Origin of the sequence: Mycolicibacterium aubagnense (assembly GCF_010730955.1) — a bacterium.
Classification (GTDB): Bacteria; Actinomycetota; Actinomycetes; order Mycobacteriales; family Mycobacteriaceae; genus Mycobacterium; species Mycobacterium aubagnense.
Window position 1 is genome coordinate 5,470,790 of the sequence record NZ_AP022577.1, and the last position, 21,651, is coordinate 5,492,440.

The window sequence follows — 21,651 nt, forward strand, 5'->3', positions numbered from 1 at the left end:
GCTCGGCAGAGTTAAGGACGCCTTCCGCAATGGAAGGAATGCACGTGAACGCCCCCGTGAACGCCTCGGTGTCGAAAACCTTCACGCCGAACATTCGCCCCGACTGCACCGCCGAACTGACGGCTGCGCTCGGCAAGCGGATCATGGTCATCGACGGCGCGATGGGCACGGCGATCCAGCGGGACCGGCCCGACGAGGCCGGCTACCGCGGCGAGCGGTTCAAGGACTGGCCGAGCGATCTGGTCGGCAACAACGACCTGCTCACCCTGACGCAGCCGCAGATCATCGAGGGCATCCACCGCGAGTACCTCGAGGCGGGCGCCGACATCCTCGAGACCAACACGTTCAACGCGAACGCGGTCTCGCTCTCCGACTACGGCATGGAAGAGTTCAGCTACGAGCTCAACTACGCCGGCGCCGCCCTGGCCCGTCAGGCCGCCGACGAGTTCAGCACCCCGGAGAAACCGCGCTATGTCGCCGGTGCCCTGGGGCCGACGACGCGGACCGCGTCGATCTCGCCGGACGTCAACGACCCCGGCGCCCGCAACGTCTCCTACGACCAGCTGGTCGCCGCGTACCTCGAGGCGGCGGGCGGCCTCGTCGACGGTGGCGCGGACATCCTCATCATCGAGACGATCTTCGATTCGCTGAACGCCAAAGCGGCGGTGTTCGCCGTCGAGACGCTGTTCGAGCAGCGGGGACGCCGCTGGCCGCTGATCATCTCGGGCACCATCACCGACGCCTCCGGGCGGACGCTGTCCGGTCAGGTCACCGAGGCGTTCTGGAATGCGATCCGGCATGCCAAGCCGCTCGCGGTGGGCCTCAACTGCGCCCTGGGTGCGCCGGAGATGCGCCCCTACATCGCCGAGGTGGCGCGCATTGCCGACACCTTTGTGTCCTGCTACCCGAATGCGGGCCTCCCCAACGCCTTTGGTGAGTACGACGAGTCCCCGGAGCGTCAGGCCGGCTACATCGAGGAGTTCGCCGAGGCCGGTCTGGTCAACCTGGTCGGCGGGTGCTGTGGCACGGCGCCGCCCCACATCGCCGAGATCGCCAAGGCCGTCGAGGGCAAGGCTCCCCGCGAGCTGCCGGAGATCCCGGTGGCCACCCGGCTTTCAGGCCTGGAGCCGCTCAACATCACCGAAGACTCGCTCTTCGTGAACATCGGCGAGCGCACCAACATCACGGGCTCGGCGCGGTTCCGCAACCTCATCAAGGCCGAGGACTACGACACCGCCCTGTCGGTGGCCCTCCAACAGGTCGAGGTCGGTGCGCAGGTCATCGACATCAACATGGACGAGGGCATGATCGACGGCGTCGCCGCGATGGACCGCTTCACCAAGTTGATCGCGGCCGAGCCCGACATCAGCCGCGTCCCGGTGATGATCGACTCCTCGAAGTTCGAGGTCATCGAGGCTGGCTTGAAGAACGTGCAGGGCAAGCCGATCGTCAACTCGATCTCCATGAAGGAGGGCGAGGAGAAGTTCATCCGCGAGGCCCGGCTGTGCCGCAAGTACGGCGCCGCCGTCGTCGTGATGGCCTTCGACGAGCAGGGGCAGGCCGACAACCTGGAGCGCCGCAAGGAGATCTGCGGGCGCGCCTACCGGATCCTGACCGAAGAGGTCGGCTTCCCGGCCGAGGACATCATCTTCGACCCCAACTGCTTCGCGCTGGCGACCGGTATCGAGGAGCACGCGACCTACGGCATCGACTTCATCGAGGCCTGCGCCTGGATCAAGGAGAACCTGCCCGGGGTACACATCTCGGGCGGTATCTCCAACGTGTCGTTCTCGTTCCGCGGCAACAACCCGGTGCGCGAGGCCATCCACGCGGTGTTCCTGTTCCATGCCATCAAGGCCGGGCTGGACATGGGCATCGTCAACGCCGGTGCCCTGGTGCCCTACGACTCGATCGACCCCGAACTGCGGGACCGCATCGAGGACGTCGTGCTGAATCGGCGCGAGGACGCGGCCGAGCGGCTGCTGGAGATCGCCGAACGGTTCAACACCAAGGGGGAAGGACCCAGCGACGCGGCTGCTGCGGAGTGGCGATCTCTGCCGGTCCGCGAGCGCATCACGCACGCTCTCGTCAAGGGCATCGACGCCCACGTCAACGACGACACCGAGGAACTGCGCGCCGAGATCGCCGCCGCGGGTGGTCGGCCGATCGAGGTGATCGAGGGCCCGCTGATGGACGGCATGAACGTCGTCGGCGACCTCTTCGGTGCGGGCAAGATGTTCCTGCCCCAGGTCGTGAAGTCGGCCCGCGTCATGAAGAAGGCCGTCGCGTACCTGTTGCCGTTCATCGAGGCGGAGAAGGCCGGGGCGAGCGAAGCGACGGGCGATGATCCAGCGTCCGGCTCCTCTTCGTCCAAGGACACCAACGGCACCATCATCATGGCGACCGTGAAGGGTGACGTCCACGACATCGGCAAGAACATCGTCGGGGTTGTCTTGCAGTGCAACAACTTTGAAGTGATCGACCTCGGTGTCATGGTGCCTGCCCAGAAGATCCTGGACGCGGCCAAGGAGCACAACGCCGACATCATCGGGTTGTCCGGCCTGATCACGCCATCCCTCGACGAGATGGTGAACTTCGCCGTCGAGATGGAACGCGAAGGCCTCGAGATCCCGCTGCTGATCGGTGGCGCGACGACCTCGCGTGCGCACACGGCCGTGAAGATTTCGCCGCGCCGCAGCGGTCCGGTGGTCTGGGTCAAGGACGCGTCCCGCTCGGTGCCGGTCGCGGCCGCGCTGCTCGACGACAAGCAGCGTCCCGCGCTGATGGAGGCCACCGAGAAGGACTACGCCGCCCTGCGCGAACGGCACGCCCAGAAGCACGAGCGGCCGATGCTGACGCTGGAGAAGGCCCGCGCCAACCGAACCCCGATCGAGTGGGACGGCTACACGCCGCCGGTACCCGCCCAGGGTGTCGGCGTTCGGGAGTTTCTCGACTACGACCTCGCCGAGCTGCGCGAGTACATCGACTGGCAGCCGTTCTTCAACGCCTGGGAGATGAAGGGCAAGTTCCCCGACATTCTCAACAACCCGGCGTCGGGCGAAGCCGCCCGCAAGTTGTATGACGACGCCCAGGAGATGCTGGACACGCTGATCAAAGAGAAGTGGTTGCGCGCCAACGGCGTGATCGGCTTCTTCCCGGCGAACGCCGTCGGCGACGACATCGAGGTCTACACCGATGAGGCCCGTACCGACGTGCTGACCACGTTGCACAACCTTCGGCAGCAGGGCGAGCACCGTGACGGCATCCCGAACCGGTCGCTGGGCGACTTCATCGCGCCGAAGGACACCGGTCTGGCCGACCACGTCGGCGCGTTCGCAGTCACCGCAGGCCTCGGCAGCCAGGACAAGATCGCCGAGTTCAAGGCCGCCCTCGACGACTACAGCGCCATCCTGCTGGAGTCCCTCGCCGACCGGCTGGCCGAGGCGTTCGCCGAACGGATGCACCAACGGGTCCGCGAGGAGTTCTGGGGTTACCAGCCCGACGAGCAGCTGGACAACGAGGCGCTCATCGGGGAGAAGTACGTCGGCATCCGGCCGGCACCCGGCTACCCGGCGTGCCCTGAGCACACCGAGAAGGCGACGCTGTTCGATCTGCTGGACGTTACGAAGCGAACCGGCATCGAGCTGACCGAGTCGATGGCGATGTGGCCCGGCGCCGCCGTCAGCGGCTGGTACTTCTCGCATCCGCAGTCGCAGTACTTCGTCGTCGGCCGGTTGGCCCAGGACCAGGTGGCCGACTACGCACGACGCAAGGGCTGGACCATGCAGGAAGCCGAACGCTGGCTCGCCCCCAACCTCGGCTACAACCCGGAGGATTGATGTTCAAGGCCGTGTTGTTCGACATGGACGGCACGCTCGTCGACTCCGAAAAGCTGTGGGACGTCGCGATGCACGCCTTCTACGCCCGAAAGGGCGGGGTGCTGACCAATGCCGTGCGGGAGACGACGGTCGGCGGCTCGGCAGAGAACGTCATGCGCATCGTCTACGACGACCTCGGCCTGGACCCGACCCCGGAATCCATGGCCGAGTCGGCGGACTGGCTGCACGACTACACCGGTGAGCTGTTCGAGCAGGGGCTGCCCTGGCGGCCCGGTGCGCAGGAGTTGTTGGAAACGTTGGCCGCCAGCGGGATTCCGCTGGCGCTGGTGACCAACACCCGGCGCACGCTGACCGAACAGGCACTGAAAACCATTGGTAGTCACTACTTCACGGTCACCGTCTGCGGCGACGAGGTGCCCGACGGGAAGCCCCATCCGGCTCCATACCTGCGGGCCGCGGAACTGCTGGGTGTTTCGGCGGAGGACTGCCTGGCGATCGAGGATTCGGTGACCGGTGCGCAGTCGGCGGACGCCGCGGGTTGCGTCGTGCTCGTCGTCCCGAACGACGTCGCGGTGCCGGACGGACCACGCCGCCGGCACATCGAATCGCTGGCCGGGCTGGGGGTCGCCGACCTCCGGAACATCTACCACGAAATGTGTTCGTAGCTGCCAGTTCTGGTCCCGTAGCGCGGTCTGCTGTGCGATTGTTGAACGCACACGCAGCGCTGCGAAAGGACGTCCGATGTCCCATGGTCCGGTCGGTGACGACACATCGGCGATCTTTGACGACGAGGAGTTCGACTCCGGCCGCAGCGCTGTGCGCATCGCGTCGGTAGCGGCGCTCGGCGGTCTGCTCTTCGGCTATGACAGCGCCGTCATCAATGGCGCGGTGAAGTCGATTCAGCTGTACTTCGAGGTGGACGACAAGTCGTTGGGGATTGCCGTGGCCTCGGCGCTGCTCGGGGCGGCGGTCGGTGCCATGACGGCTGGGCGGCTGGCCGACCGCGTCGGCCGCTTGGCAGTGATGAAACTGGCCGCACTGCTGTTCCTGATCAGCGCACTCGGGGCGGGCGTGGCATGGAACATCTGGGTGCTCGTGGCGTTCCGGATCATCGGTGGCCTCGGCGTGGGTATCGCGTCGGTGATCGCTCCCGCCTACATCGCGGAGACCTCACCGGCGAGCATCCGGGGTCGGCTCGGGTCCCTGCAGCAGTTGGCGATCGTCAGCGGCATCTTCTTGTCGTTGGGTGTCGACGCGATGCTGGCACACCTGGCCGGTGGCGCGGGCAACGTGCTGTGGCTGGGCCTGGAGGCGTGGCGCTGGATGTTCATCCTGATGGTCGTCCCTGCCGTGGTGTATGGCCTGCTTGCCTTCACCATTCCTGAGTCGCCGCGTTATCTCGTTGCCACGCACCGGATTCCGGAAGCCCGCAAGGTGCTCACCACATTGCTCGGGGAGAAGAATCTGGAGATCACGATCGGTCGCATCCAGCAGACGCTCGAGAGCGAACAGAAGCCCTCCTGGCGCGATATGTGTAAGCCAGGCGGCGGACCCTTCAGCCTCTACGGCATCGTCTGGGTCGGTCTGGCGCTGTCGGTGTTCCAACAGTTCGTCGGCATCAATGTGATCTTCTACTACTCGAATGTGCTGTGGGAGGCCGTTGGTTTCGACGAAAGCTCATCTTTCCTCATCACCGTCATCACCTCGGTGGTGAACATCCTGACGACCGTGGTGGCGATCCTGCTGATCGACAAGATCGGCCGCAAGCCGCTGCTGCTCATCGGCTCGGCCGGGATGACGCTGACGCTGGCCACCATGGCGGTCATCTTCGGCACCGCCCCGCAGGTGAATGGGGTACCGCAATTGAGCGGTGCCGAGGGGCCCATCGCGCTGATCGCCGCCAACTTGTTCGTGGTGGCCTTCGGCATGTCCTGGGGGCCGGTCGTGTGGGTGCTGCTGGGGGAGATGTTCCCCAACCGCATCCGTGCCGCGGCGCTGGGTCTGGCCGCGGCCGGTCAATGGGTCGCCAACTGGCTGATCACCGTCAGCTTCCCCGAACTGCGCAGCATGCTGGGCGTCGCGTACGGCTTCTACGCGCTGTGTGCCTTCCTGTCGCTGGTGTTCGTCGCCAAGTGGGTGCGGGAGACCAAGGGCGTTGCGCTGGAGGATATGCACGCCGAGCTGATGGCGACGTAGGGACAGAATCCGGCCGCCACTTTGGTGGAATCTCCACCAGGCGGCTGATGCGGTCTCTGGCCGCCGCTCGTCATAGGGCGCGCGTTGATCCCACGGCGCAACCCGTCAGGCAGTTGTACCGGTTAGGTTGTGGGACTGTCGGTTTCGCTATCGTCGTCGCCGCCTTCTTCCTCTGCCGGGTACAGGGTGGGGTGGTGGTAGTGGTTGGTGCGGGGTTGGCCGGTGTCGAGTAGTGGTGGTGGGGTCCAGTGGGCGCGGCCGTTGTTCATGGTGGTGGTCCAGCCGCCGGTGTGGGCGGCGCGGTTGTCGCAGCCGCACGCGAGGGCGAGGTTGGTGATGTCGGTGGGGCCACCGTCGGACCAGTCGGTGTCGACGTGGTGGGCTTGGCAGCGGGAGGCGGGGGCGGTGCAGCCCGGGCGGGTGCAGCCCCGATCACGCGCGAACAGCATGATGCGTTGCCCCGCGGAGGCGGTGCGCCGGGCCCGGCCCAAATAGAGCGGGATGTTGGTGTGTTGGTCGAAGACCGCGAGGTAGTGGTGGGCGCCGTGGCTGGCCATCCGGATCAGGTCCGGGATGGGGAGTTTGGTGCCGGTGTGGGTGAGGGCGGTCCCCGTTCCCTGTTGGAGTTCGGTCAGGGTGGTGGTGACCACGATGGTGACGGGTAGGCCGTTGTGGTTGCCGAGGTCGGTGCCGAGGGTGATACGGCCCGTGGCGGCGAGGGCGTCGTGGTTGCGTTGTTCGGTGCTGCGGGTGTCATTGTCGATCTGGGCTTGGCTGGGTGTGCCGGACTGGCACGGGGTGGGGTCGGCGGGGTTGCACATGCCGGGGGCGCCGAGTTTGGCGTGGACGGCTTCGAGGGTGGCGCGGGCTTGGGGGTCGAGCCAGCCGTCGACTTTGGACATGCCGTCGGGTTGCTGTTTGCCGATGCGGACGCTGCGTTTGCGGGCGCGTTCGGCGTCATCGGGTAGTGGCCCGTCTTGGTCGAGCAGGTAGCGCAATTGGTGGGCTGCGGCCCGGAGTTCTTCGGGGGTTTGGTGTCGGGCTCCGGCGGTCAGTGTCTGTTCGCACTGGGTTTGGGTGGTGAGGTCGACCCGGGTGGGCAGATTCGCGATGAAGTTGCCGATCACCGCGATGTGCTCGGTGTTGATCGCTCCGGCGGCCTGCGCGGCTGCGGCGGACTCCCATCGTGGTGGCAACGCTTCCCCGGTGAGCCCTGACCGTGGGCCCAGGTTCTCCATGTCGCGGACCCGGCGCCGGGCTTCCGTGGCGGAGATGCGCAAGCGAATCCGCAGCACGTCGGCCCAGTTCTTCGCCCCGATCTCTTTCGGGGTGGTTTGGGTGGTCAGGGCGGCCAGGATGCGGTGATCGACCGCTTCGGCGGCACACCGCAATCGTTCGCGGTGGGACTGTAATTCCAGCAGTTCCGGCACCCCGAGTTCGGTGTAATCGAGGGCAGCGACCCGGGCCACCGCGGCGTCGAGGTCGGTGTAGACCTCTTCGACGAGGTCCGGATCGGTCAATCCCATACTTCGAACACTAGTTCGATGCACCGACAAGTGGGCGTGCCAGATGGGGCGCTAGTCACCTACTGTGACCAGCGTAAACAAAGTGACCAAAGTTTTTCAGAGGCTTGGAGGGCGGGGTCAAGAACGGCCGCCGAGGGCTCGACCGGCACTCATTCGCAGCCGAGGTCGGCAGCGTGAAACAATTGCAGCCCGTGAAGACCTTCGATGCGCTATTCGCCGAGCTCAGTGAGCGAGCGCAGACCCGGCCGGCCGGCAGCGGCACCGTCGCGGCGTTGGACGCCGGGGTGCATCATCTGGGCAAGAAGATCATCGAAGAGGCCGGCGAGGTATGGATCGCCGCTGAACACGAGAGCGACGACGAGCTGGCGGGCGAGATCAGCCAGCTCCTGTACTGGACGCAGGTGTTGATGATCAAGCGTGGCCTCACCCTCGACGACGTGTACGGCAAGCTGTGACCGGCGCATCGTCCAACGGCCTGCTCCGCGTCGCCGTCCCGAACAAGGGCGCGCTCAGTGAGTCGGCCGCCCACATCCTGTCCGAGGCCGGATACCGCCGACGCACCGATCCCAAGGATCTGACGGTTGTCGATCCGGTGAACAAGGTCGAGTTCTTCTTCCTGCGGCCCAAGGACATTGCCATCTACGTGGGGTCCGGGCAGTTGGACTTCGGCATCACCGGCCGCGACCTGGCCGCTGAATCGATGGCTCCGGTCAGTGAGCGGCTGGCCCTGGGCTTCGGGTCGTCGACGTTCCGTTACGCCGCGCCCGCCGGCCGGGACTGGACGGTTGCCGACCTGGCGGGTAAGCGCGTCGCCAGCGCCTACCCGAACTTGGTGCGGAAAGACCTGGCCGACAAGGGAATTGAGGCGACCGTGATCCGCCTCGACGGCGCGGTGGAGATCTCGATCCAGCTCGGGGTGGCCGATGCCATCGCCGACGTCGTCGGTTCCGGCCGGACGTTGGCGCTGCACAACCTGGTGGCCTTCGGCGAATCGCTGTGTGATTCGGAGGCCGTGTTGATCGAGCGCGCTGATGTCGCGCCCGACGCCGCCCGCGACCAGCTTGCCGCCCGCATCCAGGGTGTCGTGTTCGGGCAGCAGTACCTGATGCTCGATTACGACTGCCCCCGCACCGTTTTGGAGCAGGCGACGGCCATCACGCCGGGCCTCGAATCGCCGACCATCGCACCGCTGGCGGACGCCGACTGGGTCGCTGTTCGCGCTCTGGTCCCACGCCGCCAGGTCAACGCCATCATGGACGAGCTGACCGTCATCGGGGCCAAGGCAATCCTGGCGTCCGACATTCGGTTCTGTCGCTTCTGACCCGTACCGGTGTTAGCGTCCCCGTAGGTTCGCCAACCTGCACTTCCGACTGGAGGGTCACGTGACGCAAGCGCTGATACTGCTGTTCGCCTTACTCATCGGTGTGGTTGCCGGGCTACGGGCGCTCACTCCACCCGCGGTGGTGGCGTGGGGCGCCAAGCTCGGCTGGTTGCCGCTCGCGGGCACCTGGGCTGGCTGGGTCGGCCACTGGATCACCGTCACGGTGCTGACCATTCTGCTGGTGGTCGAGTTGATCACCGACCAGTTGCCTTCGACACCGCCCCGGACCGTGCCGGCCCAGTTCGGGGCTCGGCTATTCACCGGCGCGTTCGCGGGTGCGGTCATCGGCGCCGGCTGGCACCACACTTTCATCGGCACGGGTGCCGGAATGATCGGCGCGGTTATCGGGACTATGGCCGGTTTCCACGCTCGCCGAATCCTGGTGGCGCGCAATGGTGGACACGACCTGCCGGTGGCGATTGCGGAGGACGTCATCGCGGTCGCCGGCGGCTTCGCGGTAGCAGCCTTCACCCTGAGTGCGATCGGTCCGTATGTCGGCTGAGATCAAGGCATTCGACGCCATCATTGTCGGCGCAGGGCAGGCCGGGCCGCCGCTGGCCGGCAGGCTGGTCGACGCCGGCCACACCGTCGCCGTTGTCGAGCGAAAGCTCGTCGGCGGCACCTGCGTGAACTACGGCTGTATCCCGACCAAGACGCTGGTCGCGAGTGCATATGCCGCACACCTGGCCCGTCGTGGTGCCGAATACGGCATCAGCACTGGCGACGTGACCGTCGACATCGCAAAAGTCATGGGCCGCAAGGATGGGATCGTCACCGCGGACCGCGAGGGCGTCGAAAGCTGGCTCGAAGGCATGGACGGCTGCACGCTGGTCCGCGGACACGCACGTTTTCTCGACCCGCACACACTCCAGGTCGGCGACCAGAAGCTCACCGCCGAACGGATATTCCTCAACACCGGCGGGCGTGCGACCGCCCCCGACATCCCCGGACTCGCCGACGTCGAGTACCTGACCAATGTCGGCATCCTCGAACTCGACACGGTGCCAGACCATCTGGTGATCATCGGCGGAAGTTACATCGGTCTCGAGTTCGCGCAGATGTTCCGCCGGTTCGGCGCCGAGGTCACGGTGGTCGAACGCGGACCGCGGCTGGCCTCGCGCGAGGACGACGACGTCTGCGCCGCGATCAAAGACATCCTCGAACGTGAGGGCATCACAATCCACCTGGACGCCAACGACATCCGGGTATCGCGCGACGGCGACGGCGTGGCAGTCAGCACCGGTAGCGCCGTTGTGTCCGGATCGCACCTACTGGTCGCCGTCGGGCGCGTGCCCAACACCGACGACCTCGGCCTCGAAAAGATCGGGGTGGCAACGGACTCCAGGGGATACGTCACCGTCGACGATCAGCTTCGGACCACCGTCGACCACATCTGGGCCATGGGGGACTGCAACGGCAAGGGCGCGTTCACCCACACGTCGTACAACGACTTCGAGATCGTCGCGGCGAATCTGCTCGACAATGAACCGCGCCGGGTCAGCGACCGCATTCCGACCTACGCGCTGTACATCGATCCGCCGCTGGGCCGGGCCGGGATGACCGAGGCTCAGGTCCGGGCGTCAGGACGAAAAGCGTTGGTGGGTAAGCGTCCGATGACGCGCGTCGGCCGGGCGGTCGAAAAAGGGGAGACCCAGGGCTTCATGAAGGTCGTGGTGGACGCCGAGACCAACCAGATTCTCGGCGCGTCCATTCTCGGCGTCGGCGGCGACGAGGTGGTGCACTGCATCCTCGACCTGATGGCCGCGAAAGCCCCATACACCACCATGACGCACACCGTGCACATCCACCCGACGGTCGCCGAGCTGGTGCCCACCATGCTCGAGGGGCTCAGGCCCCTGCCGTAACTGCTTCCGTAATAGCCTGCGCCGCAGCGCGTCCGGCGACCAGTTGTTGGGTGACCTCGGCGACCCGCCGGCCCAGGTGCTCGCACGTCGCGACATCGGAGGGGTGCACTTCGTCGGGGTTCGCGTCGACGTCCGTTGCTGCCGCAGCGCCCAACCAGAAGCCCAACCGGTTGAGGTCACTCTCACTGGCAGCGGAGTGATTCCACCCGGGGCCCAGGCCCAAATTCACCCAGTGCATGTGATGCTGTGCGGCGAAAATTGCCAGTGAGACAAGCGAATTGAGTTTGTCGCCACTCTTGGAACCCGAGTTGGTGAAGCCTGCTGCGACCTTGTCGCCCCACGTGCCCTGCTGGCAGCGCCGGCCCGTCTGCTCGGCGAACATCTGGAACCCCGCCGACACATTGCCCATGTAGGTGGCGGTTCCGAAGATGATCGCGTCGGCCGCATCGAGGGTCTGCCAGTCGTCGTCTGTGAGATCGCCCAACCGGATGGGGGTGACGACCGCGCCCGTGGCCCGGGCTCCAGCCGCGACTGCCTCGGCCAGAACCGCGGTGTGTCCGAATCCGGATTGGTAGGCGATCACCACCGACGGGGCGGCGTGAAAAACATTGTCCGACATCATGTTCTCCTAAGCGTTCGGGTTTGTGGGCGGGGCGTCGAGCGGGCTGTGTCCGGCGATCTCTGCATATCGCTCCAGCCAGCCGGGGAGTGGCGTGCCGTCAAGTAGTGCCTGCAGCCGGTCCAGGAAAGCCTGCGTGCCGGGCCGGAATCCGTTGGCGTTGGGCACGCCGAGGCCGCGATGCGTCATCCGGAGCAGCGTGCCGCTGCCGTCGGCGGTGAGTTCGTAACGGACGACGCCGGGTTCGACGATCTGCTGGTGCCATTCGTGCTCGAATACGTGCGGCGGATCCCAGACGAGGATGCGACCCGTCATGCGCTTCATCTCCGGCGGCACGGGCGGCCCGGAGGCGACCGTCTCGATCGAGCCGCCCACGCGGCCGTCGATTGCGGTCTTGCCCATCCAGATGTCACGATGCGCGGGCTCGGTGATCGCGGCCCATACCCGCTCGACGGGATGGCGCAGGCGCCGTTCGAATGTCAGTGTCGCGCGGTCGCCCTCGACGGTGACGACGCCCTCGAGTTCAGCGGCTGCCATGTTCCTCCTCGAATGTCGAATCCAGATGACGCTCAATGGCGTCCAGATGGCTGGTCCAGTACCGGCGGTAGCGTTCGATCCACTGGTCCATCGCGACGAGGCCGTCGGCCCGCAGCGCGTAGATACGTCGTTGGGCGTCGGGCCGCACCTCGACCAGCCCGACCTCGCGCAACACCCGGAGGTGGCGGGAGACCGTCGGTTGGGTCAGTCCGGGGAGGGTGGCGACGAGTTCACCTGCCGTGCGTTCACCTTCGGCGAGTACGTCGAGCAGCGCGCGCCGGTTCGGTTCGGCGACCGCTTCGAAGACGTCCATGAGGCCAGTATGCCTACTCATCTATATAGATGCAAACACATATTGTAGTTGCGGTCGTTGTCGGCGAACCGGCCGCCTTGACCGACGCTCGACGGTCATAATTGGCAGTGTCAAGATCAACGGGGGATCGTTGAGAGCACCGATGGAAACCAGCCCCACGCCCGCACCGGCGCCCCAGGCGGCGGTCAGCACGCGAGCGCGCACCGCTGACGGCGTCGCCATCGTGGTGCTGATCGTCATTCAGCTCGCCGGTGCCGTCGCAGCGCTGCTCAGCTGCATCGTGTTGCCGATGAGCATCGACAACTGCACCTACCAGGCCTGCGGTGACGAGAAATGGATCGCCTGGGCCATCTGGATGCAGATCGCGGCCGTCGCGGTCGCGGGCGCGCTCACCGCTGCGGGACTGATCATGTTGGTGCGCAGGAGGATCGGCTTCTGGCTGCCATTGCTCGGTTGTGTTATTCAGTGGGCGGTCATCGTTGGCGCGTGGCATTTGGCCGCGCAATCGGGGCCGCTCCATTGAACATCCGCCCCAGTAGGGACAGGTAACGGCGCTGAAAGTAGCGGACGGAAGCGTCCGCGTGCAATCAGTATCATCGGCCCAGGGGAGGGTAAAGGGGCGGGGCATGGGTAGAGTCCCGGTGCATTTCCCTAGGTGGCCAACCTGACGTCGATGACGAGCACGGCGAGGCCCGCGAGCATCAACCACCGTGGTCGACGCGCCGAGTGGGAATGTGTGTCTGCATCTCGTTGTCAGTCGTTCGGCCCCAACGGTTTTCGATGATCACACGCGCAGTCAGCGTCGTTGACCCCACAGTATTCGCCGAATCGGCTCAGGGGCACGCCGCGTCTTTTCGATGAGGCGGCCGAACGCCGCACCGATCAACTCGAACGGGCCGGAACCCAACGCGGCGTACACACTCAATATCCGCCGCGTCTGCGGATGCGCCAACTCGCCAGACGATGGATCTTCTCGATCAGCTTGGCCAGACATTCCCCCAGCAGCATCAGGCCCCATCTGGGTCACCCTAATGGACCACACCAGCGATGCGTCCGCTGAATCACGCGGCTACGTGGCTACCGGAAGCATCACAAATCCCGCGACCCAGTGATCGCGACCGAACGACCGTGAGTAAACGCCCACCCGCACAACACATTCAGGGCGTCGTCAACGGCGACGACTGTGTGAATGTCACCTCGGCGACAGCACGGATACCGATGTCGGCCAGCGCGCGATCGCCAGACGTCTATTCAGCGGCGCTGTGCCCGGACTCTGCGGACTTCAGGATGTCCTCGCGGACATCGGGCGGCAGACTGAGCAACGCCGTGGTGATCTGGCGGACCTGCGGGTCGTGTGCCATTTCCAGCCAACACAATTCGGCCTCCAAGTACCTGGTGTAGGCGCTGCTGGAGTCGGTGAAATAGGCGACGGACACGCCGAAGAAATCGGCGAGCGGACGCAGCGTATCTAGGCGCGGATGGCTGCGGCTGCCGGCGCGCAACTGGGACAGGTACGGCGCAGACATCTCAATCCCGCGGGCGCGCAGGGCATTAATAACCTCAAAGTTGCGCAGCGGTCCGCGGCCGGGCGGACGGACCGTGTCAAACAACCGGTTCAGACGCGCTGCCACGGAGCCGGGCTCGATTGGCCCCGTCGCGCGGCGACGTCGCATTCGGTAGGTGCCGCGGACCTGGTCGGTGTGATCTGAGGCCTGCGTGTCACCGCCTGAGTTGCGGATGTCGGCCATCGCTTCGGGTACCACATCGGCAAGCCAATCCAGGCCAATCATGTTGGTATCTCGGCGATCACGACTCGGTCGAACAGACATGGTCACGCGGCAGTTCCCCCCTTGATCTGTCGCCCTCCCCAGAGCGACTGCACACCGCACCCAACTGGTGCGTGCATAGGAATGTTTACACAGATTCGGCATTCTGTTCATGTGGTGTGTTTCACCGCGTTGGCACGGATGTTGGGACGTTCGGCTCTAGCTTCCGGTTGGTGGGCAACTGACGTTCTGCTCCGGCGGCTGCCGAGAGCCCGGTCGTGCCTGGTGCAATCGCAGGTGCGGGGAGGGCGGATGCGCCGCCGGTTTCCGGTGTCGACCGCGCGGCAGGAGTTGACGAGCGAGTCCGCTCATGTGATTGTTTGCTTTATCGCGCGAAGTGTAGGCGAGCCGGGGGGCTTGCGGCCTGTGTTCGCAAGGGGGATTGCACATGCTGTGCTGCATTGGGCCGTCGTGTCGTCTTGCGGCGCCATCGGCCGTGTTCGCTGTATCTGCGCCGTTGCGCGTATTTGCCGCGGGTGTGGCGGCCACTGACGCGCAGCCGATGGTCGCCGGTAGCGGCGGTATAGCGGTGGTAGTGACCGACGCCGAACTTCCACACGTCATGTCGACGCGTCGGCGCCTGCTGCTCGCCATACCGAGCGGGCTGGTCCTTGCCGCGGTCACGGCCGGCGCCCTCGCTGTTGACTGGCCCGAGCGGATGTTCAGCGAATCCAAGCAGGTTCTCGACATCTGTGGCAAAAACTGAAACGCATTACGCAGCAAAGAAAGTGAAGAGGAATGCCTATGATCGCCCGAGTCGGGTTGCTGCTCGCGCTGGCAGGCGCCACGGGAATCCTTTTCGGCGCGTTGATGATTCCGTTTACCTCCGGCGGATGGTTCCTCATCGCGGCCGCTGCCAGCATCGCCAGCAGTGCTCTATGGGTCAGTCGCGGACGCGCCGATCTGGCGGTATTGCCTGTGGCGGTGTGTGTCTTCGTCAGCGTTCAGATCGTTTACGGCATTGCCCTTGAGGGCCGGTCGTGGCGGAACTGGTCGTTCGCTGACAAGCCGCTGGTCGTCGCGGGGGCAGCATTGGTTGTCGCACTGATCGGTTCACTGCTGCTGTGCAAACGACCGTCGGCCGCGGGCGAGAGATCGGCGGAGCGCGCCACGGACGGCTGCCCAAAGTGCACCCGAATGGTCGCCGCCGGTGCCCGGCTATGCGGCTACTGCGGTTTCGCGGTGGGGCGCTACCGTTCGGGCAGCTGAACCGATTCCTTCCACACTCGTGCAGGTTTGTCCGCGGCGATCCATGTGTGCCGCCGATACTCGCTGACCGTCACGGCGGGTCCACAGAACCCACTAGACAGCATCATCTTCGGCTTCGGACAGGTCCTTCCTTGGGCACTCGTGGTCGCGGTCCCGGTGGGACTCTGGCCGGTGATCCGCGGTGTGTACGCACAACGTGAACAACGAGCTGTTCCCGGCCTGCAGCGCGTCGGAACCAGTCGGCGCGCATCGCCGCCAGAATGGCTTCGGTCGAGCCGCCACCACAACAGCCCCCATGGACGCGAGCATCCGACCGCCCTCAGCAACCTGACGGCGAAATGTCAGTATCGACGCCAGCTGACCTCGCGGCGAAGGTACGTGCTGGTACCGGCGCGTTAGTGTGCCCTGGATCACGCGATGTGGACGTTCGGTTCCCGCCCTCGGCAACGACTAACCATACAAAGCGGTGGTACCACCACGACGGTTCGCGAAAACTCCGGAACTTTCCAGATGAACTCACCGCTCACGAGATGACCCACCGAGTGAATGTTGCTGACTGCCGTCGAGCCCGTCACGGCAGACGAACAGCGCTCGAAGCGCAAGGAGTACCAATGATTTCGTTGACCAGCGAGGCCGACGTCGCGTGGGAATTGGTGGAATCCATCGGTTCTCGCCTGACACCTGCAGAACTCAACAACGCATACGTCAACCTTGGCATCAGCGAGTTCGGCGGCGTAATCGAGTCGTTGATAGCCATCGTCGAGCGCGAACAACTCACGGTTCCCGATGCCCTCATGGAAAAGCTGGACGCCTGGCGTGCACTGCACCACCCCGACGGCCCCATCTCCGAGCGGCTCGTCCGCCAACTCGAAGGCTGCCGGCGGATAGGCCGGCCTGGCACCGCCAGCGAGCAAACGTCGCGCATTGAACCATGCACAGATTCGACGGTCGGGCAGCGCCGCCCCGGTGTAGGCATACCATCTCGAGAGGGGAACTAGAGCAACATGTTTAGTCGCATACTGTCGCTCGCCGGTACCGCTGCGGTCCTCGGCGCGCTGCTATCCACCGCAACCCCAATCCATCTAGGAGCTGTGGACCGGGCCGGATCCCCAATCCCATGCGGGAACGGCTTTCACCCGCGCCTCGAAGTCGCTCAAGAACAAGACCGACTCAACTTCGAACAGCACACCAGCGGCGGACCCATGTTCGTGACGAGCAACTATGTCGAGCAGTGCCAATCGATACTGTCTGACCGTCAATCGACCGCGCTACCGGTAGGCGTTGGCGGCACTGTGGCTTTGATCGCTGCCGTTGTCCTGCGGCGTTACCGTCGCATTCCCTTCGGGCAGCAACCTGCCGTGGCGCCGGTGCTGCCGTCGATCACCCGAGAGGGCGCATTGTTGTAGCCGCGCGATGTGTCATCGAAATTGGGATCTGCGGCGCACTCAGACGCGCAGCGCCTCGTCGGCGAGGTCGTCGAGCTCCTTGCCCTTGGTCTCGGGACCCAACAGGTAGCCGACGACGGTGAGCAGCCATATGGCGGACAGCGCCAGGTAGGGCGTCTGTACGCCGTAATGGCCGATGGCCCAACCGACGACGGTCGGCGCGGCGATCGACACAATGCGGCCGCCCCCGACGGCGACACCAAATCCAGTGCCACGCAGCACGGTTGGGAACAACTCGGAGATGTACGTGTCCCCGACGCCCCACAGCCATCCGAGGGTGGCGATGGATATTGCTCCGTAGACCTGGTATTCGGCCAGCGAGTCCGAAGTGGCCGCCAGGACAGAGGAACCGGCCGCGATGACGGCGCCGAGGACCGCCGATGGACGGCGACCGAATTTGTCAGCCAACGCCGTGCCGACGAACACGAAGACGACTTGCAGCAGAAAGAACACCAGGGCGTAGCGAATCGCATCGGTCGTCGATGCGTGAAATCGCTTGACGATGTACGTCGTGAGAAACAGGGTGGAGCCCCAGTAGCCAACCGCGTTCGCCGTGTAGATCAACCAGCCCACGATCAGGCGCCGGCGTACCCCGGGTAGTTTCCAGAGCTTCGCCCTCGGGGTGCCGTACTGCTTTCGCTTTTCGTTGACCTCGGTATAGCGCGGCGATTCGGTAATGCCTTGGCGGACAAGGAACAAGATGACCGCGGGGACGATTGCGACGATGAAGGCCGATTGCCAGCCGAATCGTGGCACCAGCACAAGTGCAACCGCCGCAGCGAGGACGTAGCCGAGCGAGAACAACGAGAAGATCACCCCGCCCACGCCGATCGCCCGGGTCTTGGTCGGCCAGACCTCGGCGGTGTAGGGCGCGCCGACCGCCAGTTCGCCGGCGCCGCCCACGCCGGTGAGGAAGCGCAGGCCGGTGAATGTCGCCAGGTTCGTGGTGATGCCGGCCAATGCCGTGGTGATGCCGTAGAGCAGGATCGACGCACCCAGCGTGGCCTTGCGGCCCCACCGGTCGGCGGCGAAACCGAAACCGATTGTCCCGATGGTGTAGCCGACCAGGAAGATCGATCCGATATAGCCGGCCTGAGCCTCGGTGATCTGGAGGGTCTTCTTGATCTCGGGCAGCACCAAGCCGTAGATGTTCACGGCGTAGGAGTCAAAGCCGTACCCAAGTCCAGCCGTTACCGCCACGAACACCGCCGGCTTGAACGGCTGCGATTTCAGCGAGGGTGAAACGGCTTGCGCCTCTTCCAGATTCGCGGCCATATGGCGACGCTATCGGGTACCGATCAGCGTCCGGATATTCAGAATCCGCAGGATCGCAAGTGCCGTCAGATCTGCCCGTGATTCGGCGGTGCCACGCGGGAAAGCTCCCACGCACCGATGTGGTGGTACTTCCAGTCGACGGGATCGTGCACGCTGTGAGTGCGGGCGTTGCGCCAGTGTCGGTCGAGGCCATGACGACGGTCGGTTCCGCTTGCCCCGGTCAGCGCGAACACCTGGCTGGCGACCTCGACGGCGACGTCACTGGCGAAGGCTTTGGCCTGGGCAACCGCTATCGAGCCGTGCGCGGCAGCGTCGGGATCACTGACTTCGAGACCGATGTCTTCGAGTTCTACTGCAGCCCAGCGTAATAACTGAGTTGCTGCACGAGCGCGGGTGGCAAGTTGGCCGAATCGCAGCAAGATGTGCGGATCGTCGCTTGCCGTGTTGGCCCGTCCGTAACGCACCGCCTCGAAGAACGGGCGGCTGCGGGTGCGGACGAACTCGCCGGCGTCGGCCAGGGCGCCCTCCGCGATACCGGCTTCGATGGCTGCGTGGACCAGCTGGGCACGTGCGCCGAGCAGTTGCGGCTTCTCGAATGCCGACCAATAGGGCACGACCAGTTCGACGTCGATCGTGACGCCATCCAGAGTGGTGGTCCCACTCACGGTCGAGCGTTGCCCCATGGCGGCCCAGTCTTCGTCGATGGTCACACCTGGTGCGTCACGTTTGACGAACGCCAGCACGAGACGGTCGGCTGGATCCAGCGCGCTGACTGCCAGCCAATGAGACGTGATGGCACCGGTGCAGTAGTACTTTGTGCCATCGACCCGCCAGCGCGCGCCGTCTTTGGCCAGGCGCGTTTTGAGTTCCTGGGCGTGATGACCACCGCGTTCGGCGAGCACCGGAGCGATGCGCGCCCCTTTGGCGACGGCGGGCAGGATGCGGTCTCGCTGCAGGGGCGTGCCGAGCAGCCGCAGGATGTCCACGGCGAGGTAATGCCCCTGTGGCACCTGGGCAAGGGCCGGATCGGCTGCCGCCACGATCCGGATGACCTCGGCCAGCGTTTTGGGCCCCAGCCCATCTCCGCCATTGTCGACGGGCACAGTGATTGCCGGCAGCCTCAGCTCGTCGAAGTCGGAAACCTCGGCGCGGGGCACGGCGCCGGATCGATCACGTTCGGCCGCAGCGGGTTTCACCGCTGTCGCGAATTCTTCTGCGACAGCGACGATGTGCGCGTGCGTCCGGGGCGCCGAGGTTCGCACCATGCTCAAGAGCGCCGATCAGCAAGCAGTCCACGTTCCGCGAGAATGGGGACGACGCCCTCGCCGAAGGTGTAGGCCTCTTCCAGATGTGGATATCCGGACAGGATGAATTCGTCGAGACCCAGCTCGTGATACTCGGCGATGCGGTCGGCAACCTGCTCATGACTGCCCACCAACGCGGTGCCGGCGCCGCCACGAACCAGTCCGATACCGGCCCACAAGTTGGGGGACACCTCCAAGTTGTCAGTCCGGCCGCCGTGTAGGGCCGACATCCGCCGCTGGCCCTCCGACTGCGAATTGCGTTGAATCTGCTGAGCGCGACTGATGCTCTCGGCATCTAGACCTGCCAGCAGCTTGTCTGCCTGCGCCCACGCCTCCGCTTCGGTGGGGCGGCTGATGACGTGCAAGCGGATCCCGAACCGCAGCTCTCCCGCGGCCAACCGCGCCCTCCCCAGATTCTTGACCTGGTGGCGCACCGCATCGAGCTTCTCGGCGACCTGGGCAGGTGGCTCACCCCACGTCAGGTACACGTCGGCATGTTCGGCGGCCACCTCGAGAGCTTCGGCCGAAGACCCGCCGAGGTAGATGTCAGGAAAGGTGTCGGCAGGAATGATGGTCGCGTTCTCCACCGACAGGTGTTTGCCGGTAAAAGTCACCGGATCACCGGCCCACAGCTGCCGGAAGATCGTGAGGAACTCGGCGGCCCGCTCATAGCGCTCCGCTTTGCCGAGATAGTCGCCGAAGCGGCGCTGCTCGACATCATCGCCGCCCGTAACAACGTTGAGCAGCAATCGATTCCGCGAAATCCGCTGGTACGTGGCGGCGGCCTGGGCGACCAGGGTCGGCGCCTGCAAGCCCGGTCGGAATGCGACCAGGTACTTGAACCGCTCGGTCCGCTGCGTCAGTGCCGCCGTGAACACCCAGGCGTCTTCACACCAGCTACTGGTGGGGGTCAATGCCCCGGTGAACCCGAGCCGCTCCGCAGCACCGGCCACCAGGCTGAGGTAATCGAGGTCCGGCGCGCGGTCCGCGCCGAAGGCAGCCGCCCGGCTGCCTGCCGCGCCGACCGCGTTGCCGAGACTCAGGTCGCTGCGTGAATCACCATTGGTGGGCAGGAACCAGTGCAAAGTGATCGCCATCGGTCTACCGGTACAGCGAGAACTCGGGGCGACGACCGTTGAGGGTCCAGTCACCGACCTCTTTGGCCTTGTACGCCACCGGATCATGCACCGTGTGGGTGCGCAAGTTGCGCCAGTGCCGGTCAAATCCGTATTTGGTCGACGTGGCGCGTGCGCCCTGGATTTCGAACAGTCGGCTGGCGGTTTCCAAGCCGACCTTCGTGGAAAGGTACTTGGCTTCGTAGATGGCCACGGCGGCTTCCGCGCGCTGGTCTTCGGACAGGGCCGGCCCGAAGTCCAGCGCGGCTTGCAGGGCATCGCCGGCCCGGTCGGCCAGCAGTGCGGCAGCCCGCACCTGGCTGACGAGCTCGCCGACGGTCTGCAGGACGTAGGGGTCGTCGGTGGCCCGCTCGACTCCCGAGGATTCCCACGCAGAGCCGTGGGTCCGGGTCCAATCGAACGCCTCGGCCAGGGCCCCTTCAGCGGTACCGAGGTAGAAATTCACGAAAGCCAACTGCCAGTGGGGCGTCACCAGAGTCTGGTACGGCGTGGGATCCGAACCGGCGAACGGTTCTTCGCCGAGCACTTCGTCATGCTCGATCCGAGCGTCGACGACGCGGACACCGCCCGAGTCCGTCAGACGCTGACCGATGTTGTCCCAGTCATCAAGGAAGGTGAATCCCTGACGGCCGCCACGCACGTCGAGCGACAGAAACACCAGACCGCCGTCGAGTGAAGCCGTGACGGACAGCTGATCGCCGGTACTCGCGCCGCTGGCGAACGTGCGGCTGCCGTTCAGCCGGAACCCGTTGCCGTCGCGGGTCAAAACCAGATCGGAGCCTCCGCGAGGATTTTGAATTCCACCCCAGAACAGCTTTTCGGCTGCGTTTTTCCGGGAGAGCGCGTCAGCTTGAGCGGGCGTCCCGAAGAGCGACGCGATCCGGGTCTGGGCGTAGTGGTAGCCGATGAGATGGGCGATCGACGTGTCACCGCGGGCGATCCGTCTCGTCACCTGGACCGCCTGTGCGTAATTGAAGCCCGAACCGCCGTATTCGACCGGCTCCTGCACCTGCAGCAGATCGTTGCGGCGCAGTAGCTCGATCTCGTCACGCGGCGCGGCGTTCGCCCGGTCCCGCGCGGCGGCGGTCTCGCGCAGCTCGTCGGCGACCCGGTCTGCGGTAGCCAACACGTCGGCGACGACACCGTCGGCAGCAGGGGCGGTCGTAGTCAGAACAGTCAT

At 65.5% G+C, this 21,651-nt stretch carries 20 protein-coding genes; 11 read left to right on the forward strand and 9 right to left on the reverse strand.

Features of this window, described 5'->3' with window-relative positions:
- The first annotated feature begins 29 nt into the window (after positions 1 to 29).
- The 3 genes from metH (at position 30) to G6N59_RS26170 (ending at position 6,035) form a co-directional block, all read left to right on the forward strand.
- Positions 30 to 3,839 (forward strand): methionine synthase, encoded by a 3,810-nt coding sequence (gene metH / locus G6N59_RS26160; RefSeq protein WP_138229822.1) that lies wholly within the window; start codon positions 30 to 32, stop codon positions 3,837 to 3,839.
- Positions 3,839 to 4,504, forward strand: coding sequence for an HAD family hydrolase (locus G6N59_RS26165; RefSeq protein WP_138229823.1), 666 nt, complete (start codon positions 3,839 to 3,841; stop codon positions 4,502 to 4,504). The genes metH and G6N59_RS26165 overlap by 1 nt, the downstream gene beginning before the upstream one ends.
- A gap of 76 nt (positions 4,505 to 4,580) precedes the next feature.
- Positions 4,581 to 6,035 carry a sugar porter family MFS transporter gene (locus G6N59_RS26170; RefSeq protein ID WP_138229824.1) on the forward strand — a complete coding sequence of 485 codons (1,455 nt, stop codon included), beginning with the start codon at positions 4,581 to 4,583 and terminating at the stop codon, positions 6,033 to 6,035.
- 122 nt (positions 6,036 to 6,157) lie between these two features.
- Here the strand turns inward: G6N59_RS26170 and G6N59_RS26175 are convergent, their stop codons facing one another.
- Positions 6,158 to 7,561, reverse strand: a complete 1,404-nt coding sequence (locus G6N59_RS26175; protein ID WP_163911777.1) for an HNH endonuclease signature motif containing protein — start codon at positions 7,559 to 7,561, stop codon at positions 6,158 to 6,160.
- 173 nt (positions 7,562 to 7,734) lie between these two features.
- On the opposite strand from G6N59_RS26175, the gene G6N59_RS26180 reads away from it, so the two are divergent.
- The 4 genes from G6N59_RS26180 (at position 7,735) to G6N59_RS26195 (ending at position 10,807) form a co-directional block, all read left to right on the forward strand.
- Positions 7,735 to 8,016 carry a phosphoribosyl-ATP diphosphatase gene (locus tag G6N59_RS26180; RefSeq protein ID WP_029118502.1) on the forward strand — a complete coding sequence of 94 codons (282 nt, stop codon included), beginning with the start codon at positions 7,735 to 7,737 and terminating at the stop codon, positions 8,014 to 8,016.
- Positions 8,017 to 8,036: 20 nt separating this feature from the next.
- On the forward strand, positions 8,037 to 8,882 hold the full coding sequence (gene hisG / locus G6N59_RS26185; RefSeq protein ID WP_138230059.1) for an ATP phosphoribosyltransferase: 846 nt from the start codon (positions 8,037 to 8,039) through the stop codon (positions 8,880 to 8,882).
- 61 nt (positions 8,883 to 8,943) lie between these two features.
- Positions 8,944 to 9,444 carry a DUF4126 family protein gene (locus tag G6N59_RS26190; protein WP_138229834.1) on the forward strand — a complete coding sequence of 167 codons (501 nt, stop codon included), beginning with the start codon at positions 8,944 to 8,946 and terminating at the stop codon, positions 9,442 to 9,444.
- Entirely contained in the window at positions 9,434 to 10,807 is a 1,374-nt protein-coding gene (locus tag G6N59_RS26195) for an FAD-containing oxidoreductase (protein WP_138229835.1), read from the forward strand. The genes G6N59_RS26190 and G6N59_RS26195 overlap by 11 nt, the downstream gene beginning before the upstream one ends.
- Here G6N59_RS26195 and G6N59_RS26200 read toward each other — a convergent pair.
- Genes G6N59_RS26200 through G6N59_RS26210 form a run of 3 tightly spaced genes read right to left on the reverse strand, consistent with a single transcriptional unit; the run spans position 10,791 to position 12,276 of the window.
- Complete coding sequence (locus G6N59_RS26200) at positions 10,791 to 11,426, reverse strand: flavodoxin family protein (RefSeq protein WP_138229836.1); 636 nt, start codon at positions 11,424 to 11,426, stop codon at positions 10,791 to 10,793. The two genes, G6N59_RS26195 and G6N59_RS26200, sit on opposite strands and share 17 nt — an antisense overlap.
- Before the next feature lie 9 nt (positions 11,427 to 11,435).
- Positions 11,436 to 11,963, reverse strand: coding sequence for an SRPBCC family protein (locus tag G6N59_RS26205; RefSeq protein ID WP_138229837.1), 528 nt, complete (start codon positions 11,961 to 11,963; stop codon positions 11,436 to 11,438).
- Positions 11,950 to 12,276: an ArsR/SmtB family transcription factor gene (locus G6N59_RS26210; protein ID WP_138229838.1), complete on the reverse strand. Its 327-nt coding sequence runs from the start codon at positions 12,274 to 12,276 to the stop codon at positions 11,950 to 11,952. The genes G6N59_RS26205 and G6N59_RS26210 overlap by 14 nt, the downstream gene beginning before the upstream one ends.
- A gap of 142 nt (positions 12,277 to 12,418) precedes the next feature.
- Here G6N59_RS26210 and G6N59_RS26215 point away from each other — a divergent pair, with 142 nt between their 5' ends.
- On the forward strand, positions 12,419 to 12,799 hold the full coding sequence (locus G6N59_RS26215; RefSeq protein ID WP_138229839.1) for a DUF6264 family protein: 381 nt from the start codon (positions 12,419 to 12,421) through the stop codon (positions 12,797 to 12,799).
- A gap of 724 nt (positions 12,800 to 13,523) precedes the next feature.
- On the opposite strand, the gene G6N59_RS26220 is transcribed toward G6N59_RS26215, so the two are convergent.
- Positions 13,524 to 13,949 (reverse strand): helix-turn-helix transcriptional regulator, encoded by a 426-nt coding sequence (locus G6N59_RS26220; RefSeq protein ID WP_170212381.1) that lies wholly within the window; start codon positions 13,947 to 13,949, stop codon positions 13,524 to 13,526.
- Between the two features lie 688 nt (positions 13,950 to 14,637).
- On the opposite strand from G6N59_RS26220, the gene G6N59_RS26225 reads away from it, so the two are divergent.
- The 3 genes from G6N59_RS26225 (at position 14,638) to G6N59_RS26235 (ending at position 16,309) form a co-directional block, all read left to right on the forward strand.
- The gene (locus tag G6N59_RS26225; RefSeq protein ID WP_163911780.1) at positions 14,638 to 14,808 is read left to right on the forward strand and encodes a hypothetical protein; all 171 of its coding nucleotides are present in this window, start codon (positions 14,638 to 14,640) and stop codon (positions 14,806 to 14,808) included.
- Positions 14,809 to 14,846: 38 nt separating this feature from the next.
- Complete coding sequence (locus G6N59_RS26230) at positions 14,847 to 15,311, forward strand: zinc ribbon domain-containing protein (RefSeq protein ID WP_163911783.1); 465 nt, start codon at positions 14,847 to 14,849, stop codon at positions 15,309 to 15,311.
- Positions 15,312 to 15,922: 611 nt separating this feature from the next.
- Positions 15,923 to 16,309: a hypothetical protein gene (locus G6N59_RS26235; protein ID WP_138229842.1), complete on the forward strand. Its 387-nt coding sequence runs from the start codon at positions 15,923 to 15,925 to the stop codon at positions 16,307 to 16,309.
- 447 nt (positions 16,310 to 16,756) lie between these two features.
- Here G6N59_RS26235 and G6N59_RS26240 read toward each other — a convergent pair whose 3' ends face one another.
- The 4 genes from G6N59_RS26240 to G6N59_RS26255 form a co-directional block, all read right to left on the reverse strand.
- Positions 16,757 to 18,031: an MFS transporter gene (locus G6N59_RS26240; RefSeq protein WP_138229843.1), complete on the reverse strand. Its 1,275-nt coding sequence runs from the start codon at positions 18,029 to 18,031 to the stop codon at positions 16,757 to 16,759.
- A 65-nt stretch (positions 18,032 to 18,096) separates the two neighbouring features.
- The gene (locus G6N59_RS26245) at positions 18,097 to 19,296 is read right to left on the reverse strand and encodes an acyl-CoA dehydrogenase family protein (RefSeq protein WP_138230061.1); all 1,200 of its coding nucleotides are present in this window, start codon (positions 19,294 to 19,296) and stop codon (positions 18,097 to 18,099) included.
- A gap of 2 nt (positions 19,297 to 19,298) precedes the next feature.
- A complete protein-coding gene (locus G6N59_RS26250) occupies positions 19,299 to 20,432 on the reverse strand; it encodes an LLM class flavin-dependent oxidoreductase (protein WP_138229844.1) in 1,134 nt (377 codons plus the stop codon).
- Between the two features lie 4 nt (positions 20,433 to 20,436).
- Positions 20,437 to 21,651: an acyl-CoA dehydrogenase family protein gene (locus G6N59_RS26255; protein ID WP_138229845.1), complete on the reverse strand. Its 1,215-nt coding sequence runs from the start codon at positions 21,649 to 21,651 to the stop codon at positions 20,437 to 20,439.

What these genes read in the sequence shown, in the direction of transcription:
- metH (WP_138229822.1), top strand. Translation starts at nt 30, where the DNA reads ATGGAAGGAATGCACGTGAACGCCCCCGTGAACGCCTCGGTGTCGAAA.
- G6N59_RS26165 (WP_138229823.1), top strand. Translation starts at nt 3,839, where the DNA reads ATGTTCAAGGCCGTGTTGTTCGACATGGACGGCACGCTCGTCGACTCC.
- G6N59_RS26170 (WP_138229824.1), top strand. Translation starts at nt 4,581, where the DNA reads ATGTCCCATGGTCCGGTCGGTGACGACACATCGGCGATCTTTGACGAC.
- G6N59_RS26175 (WP_163911777.1), bottom strand. Translation starts at nt 7,561, where the DNA reads ATGGGATTGACCGATCCGGACCTCGTCGAAGAGGTCTACACCGACCTC.
- G6N59_RS26195 (WP_138229835.1), top strand. Translation starts at nt 9,434, where the DNA reads ATGTCGGCTGAGATCAAGGCATTCGACGCCATCATTGTCGGCGCAGGG.
- G6N59_RS26200 (WP_138229836.1), bottom strand. Translation starts at nt 11,426, where the DNA reads ATGTCGGACAATGTTTTTCACGCCGCCCCGTCGGTGGTGATCGCCTAC.
- G6N59_RS26205 (WP_138229837.1), bottom strand. Translation starts at nt 11,963, where the DNA reads ATGGCAGCCGCTGAACTCGAGGGCGTCGTCACCGTCGAGGGCGACCGC.
- G6N59_RS26210 (WP_138229838.1), bottom strand. Translation starts at nt 12,276, where the DNA reads ATGGACGTCTTCGAAGCGGTCGCCGAACCGAACCGGCGCGCGCTGCTC.
- G6N59_RS26215 (WP_138229839.1), top strand. Translation starts at nt 12,419, where the DNA reads ATGGAAACCAGCCCCACGCCCGCACCGGCGCCCCAGGCGGCGGTCAGC.
- G6N59_RS26220 (WP_170212381.1), bottom strand. Translation starts at nt 13,949, where the DNA reads ATGCGACGTCGCCGCGCGACGGGGCCAATCGAGCCCGGCTCCGTGGCA.
- G6N59_RS26230 (WP_163911783.1), top strand. Translation starts at nt 14,847, where the DNA reads ATGATCGCCCGAGTCGGGTTGCTGCTCGCGCTGGCAGGCGCCACGGGA.
- G6N59_RS26235 (WP_138229842.1), top strand. Translation starts at nt 15,923, where the DNA reads ATGATTTCGTTGACCAGCGAGGCCGACGTCGCGTGGGAATTGGTGGAA.
- G6N59_RS26240 (WP_138229843.1), bottom strand. Translation starts at nt 18,031, where the DNA reads ATGGCCGCGAATCTGGAAGAGGCGCAAGCCGTTTCACCCTCGCTGAAA.
- G6N59_RS26245 (WP_138230061.1), bottom strand. Translation starts at nt 19,296, where the DNA reads ATGGTGCGAACCTCGGCGCCCCGGACGCACGCGCACATCGTCGCTGTC.
- G6N59_RS26250 (WP_138229844.1), bottom strand. Translation starts at nt 20,432, where the DNA reads ATGGCGATCACTTTGCACTGGTTCCTGCCCACCAATGGTGATTCACGC.
- G6N59_RS26255 (WP_138229845.1), bottom strand. Translation starts at nt 21,651, where the DNA reads ATGACTGTTCTGACTACGACCGCCCCTGCTGCCGACGGTGTCGTCGCC.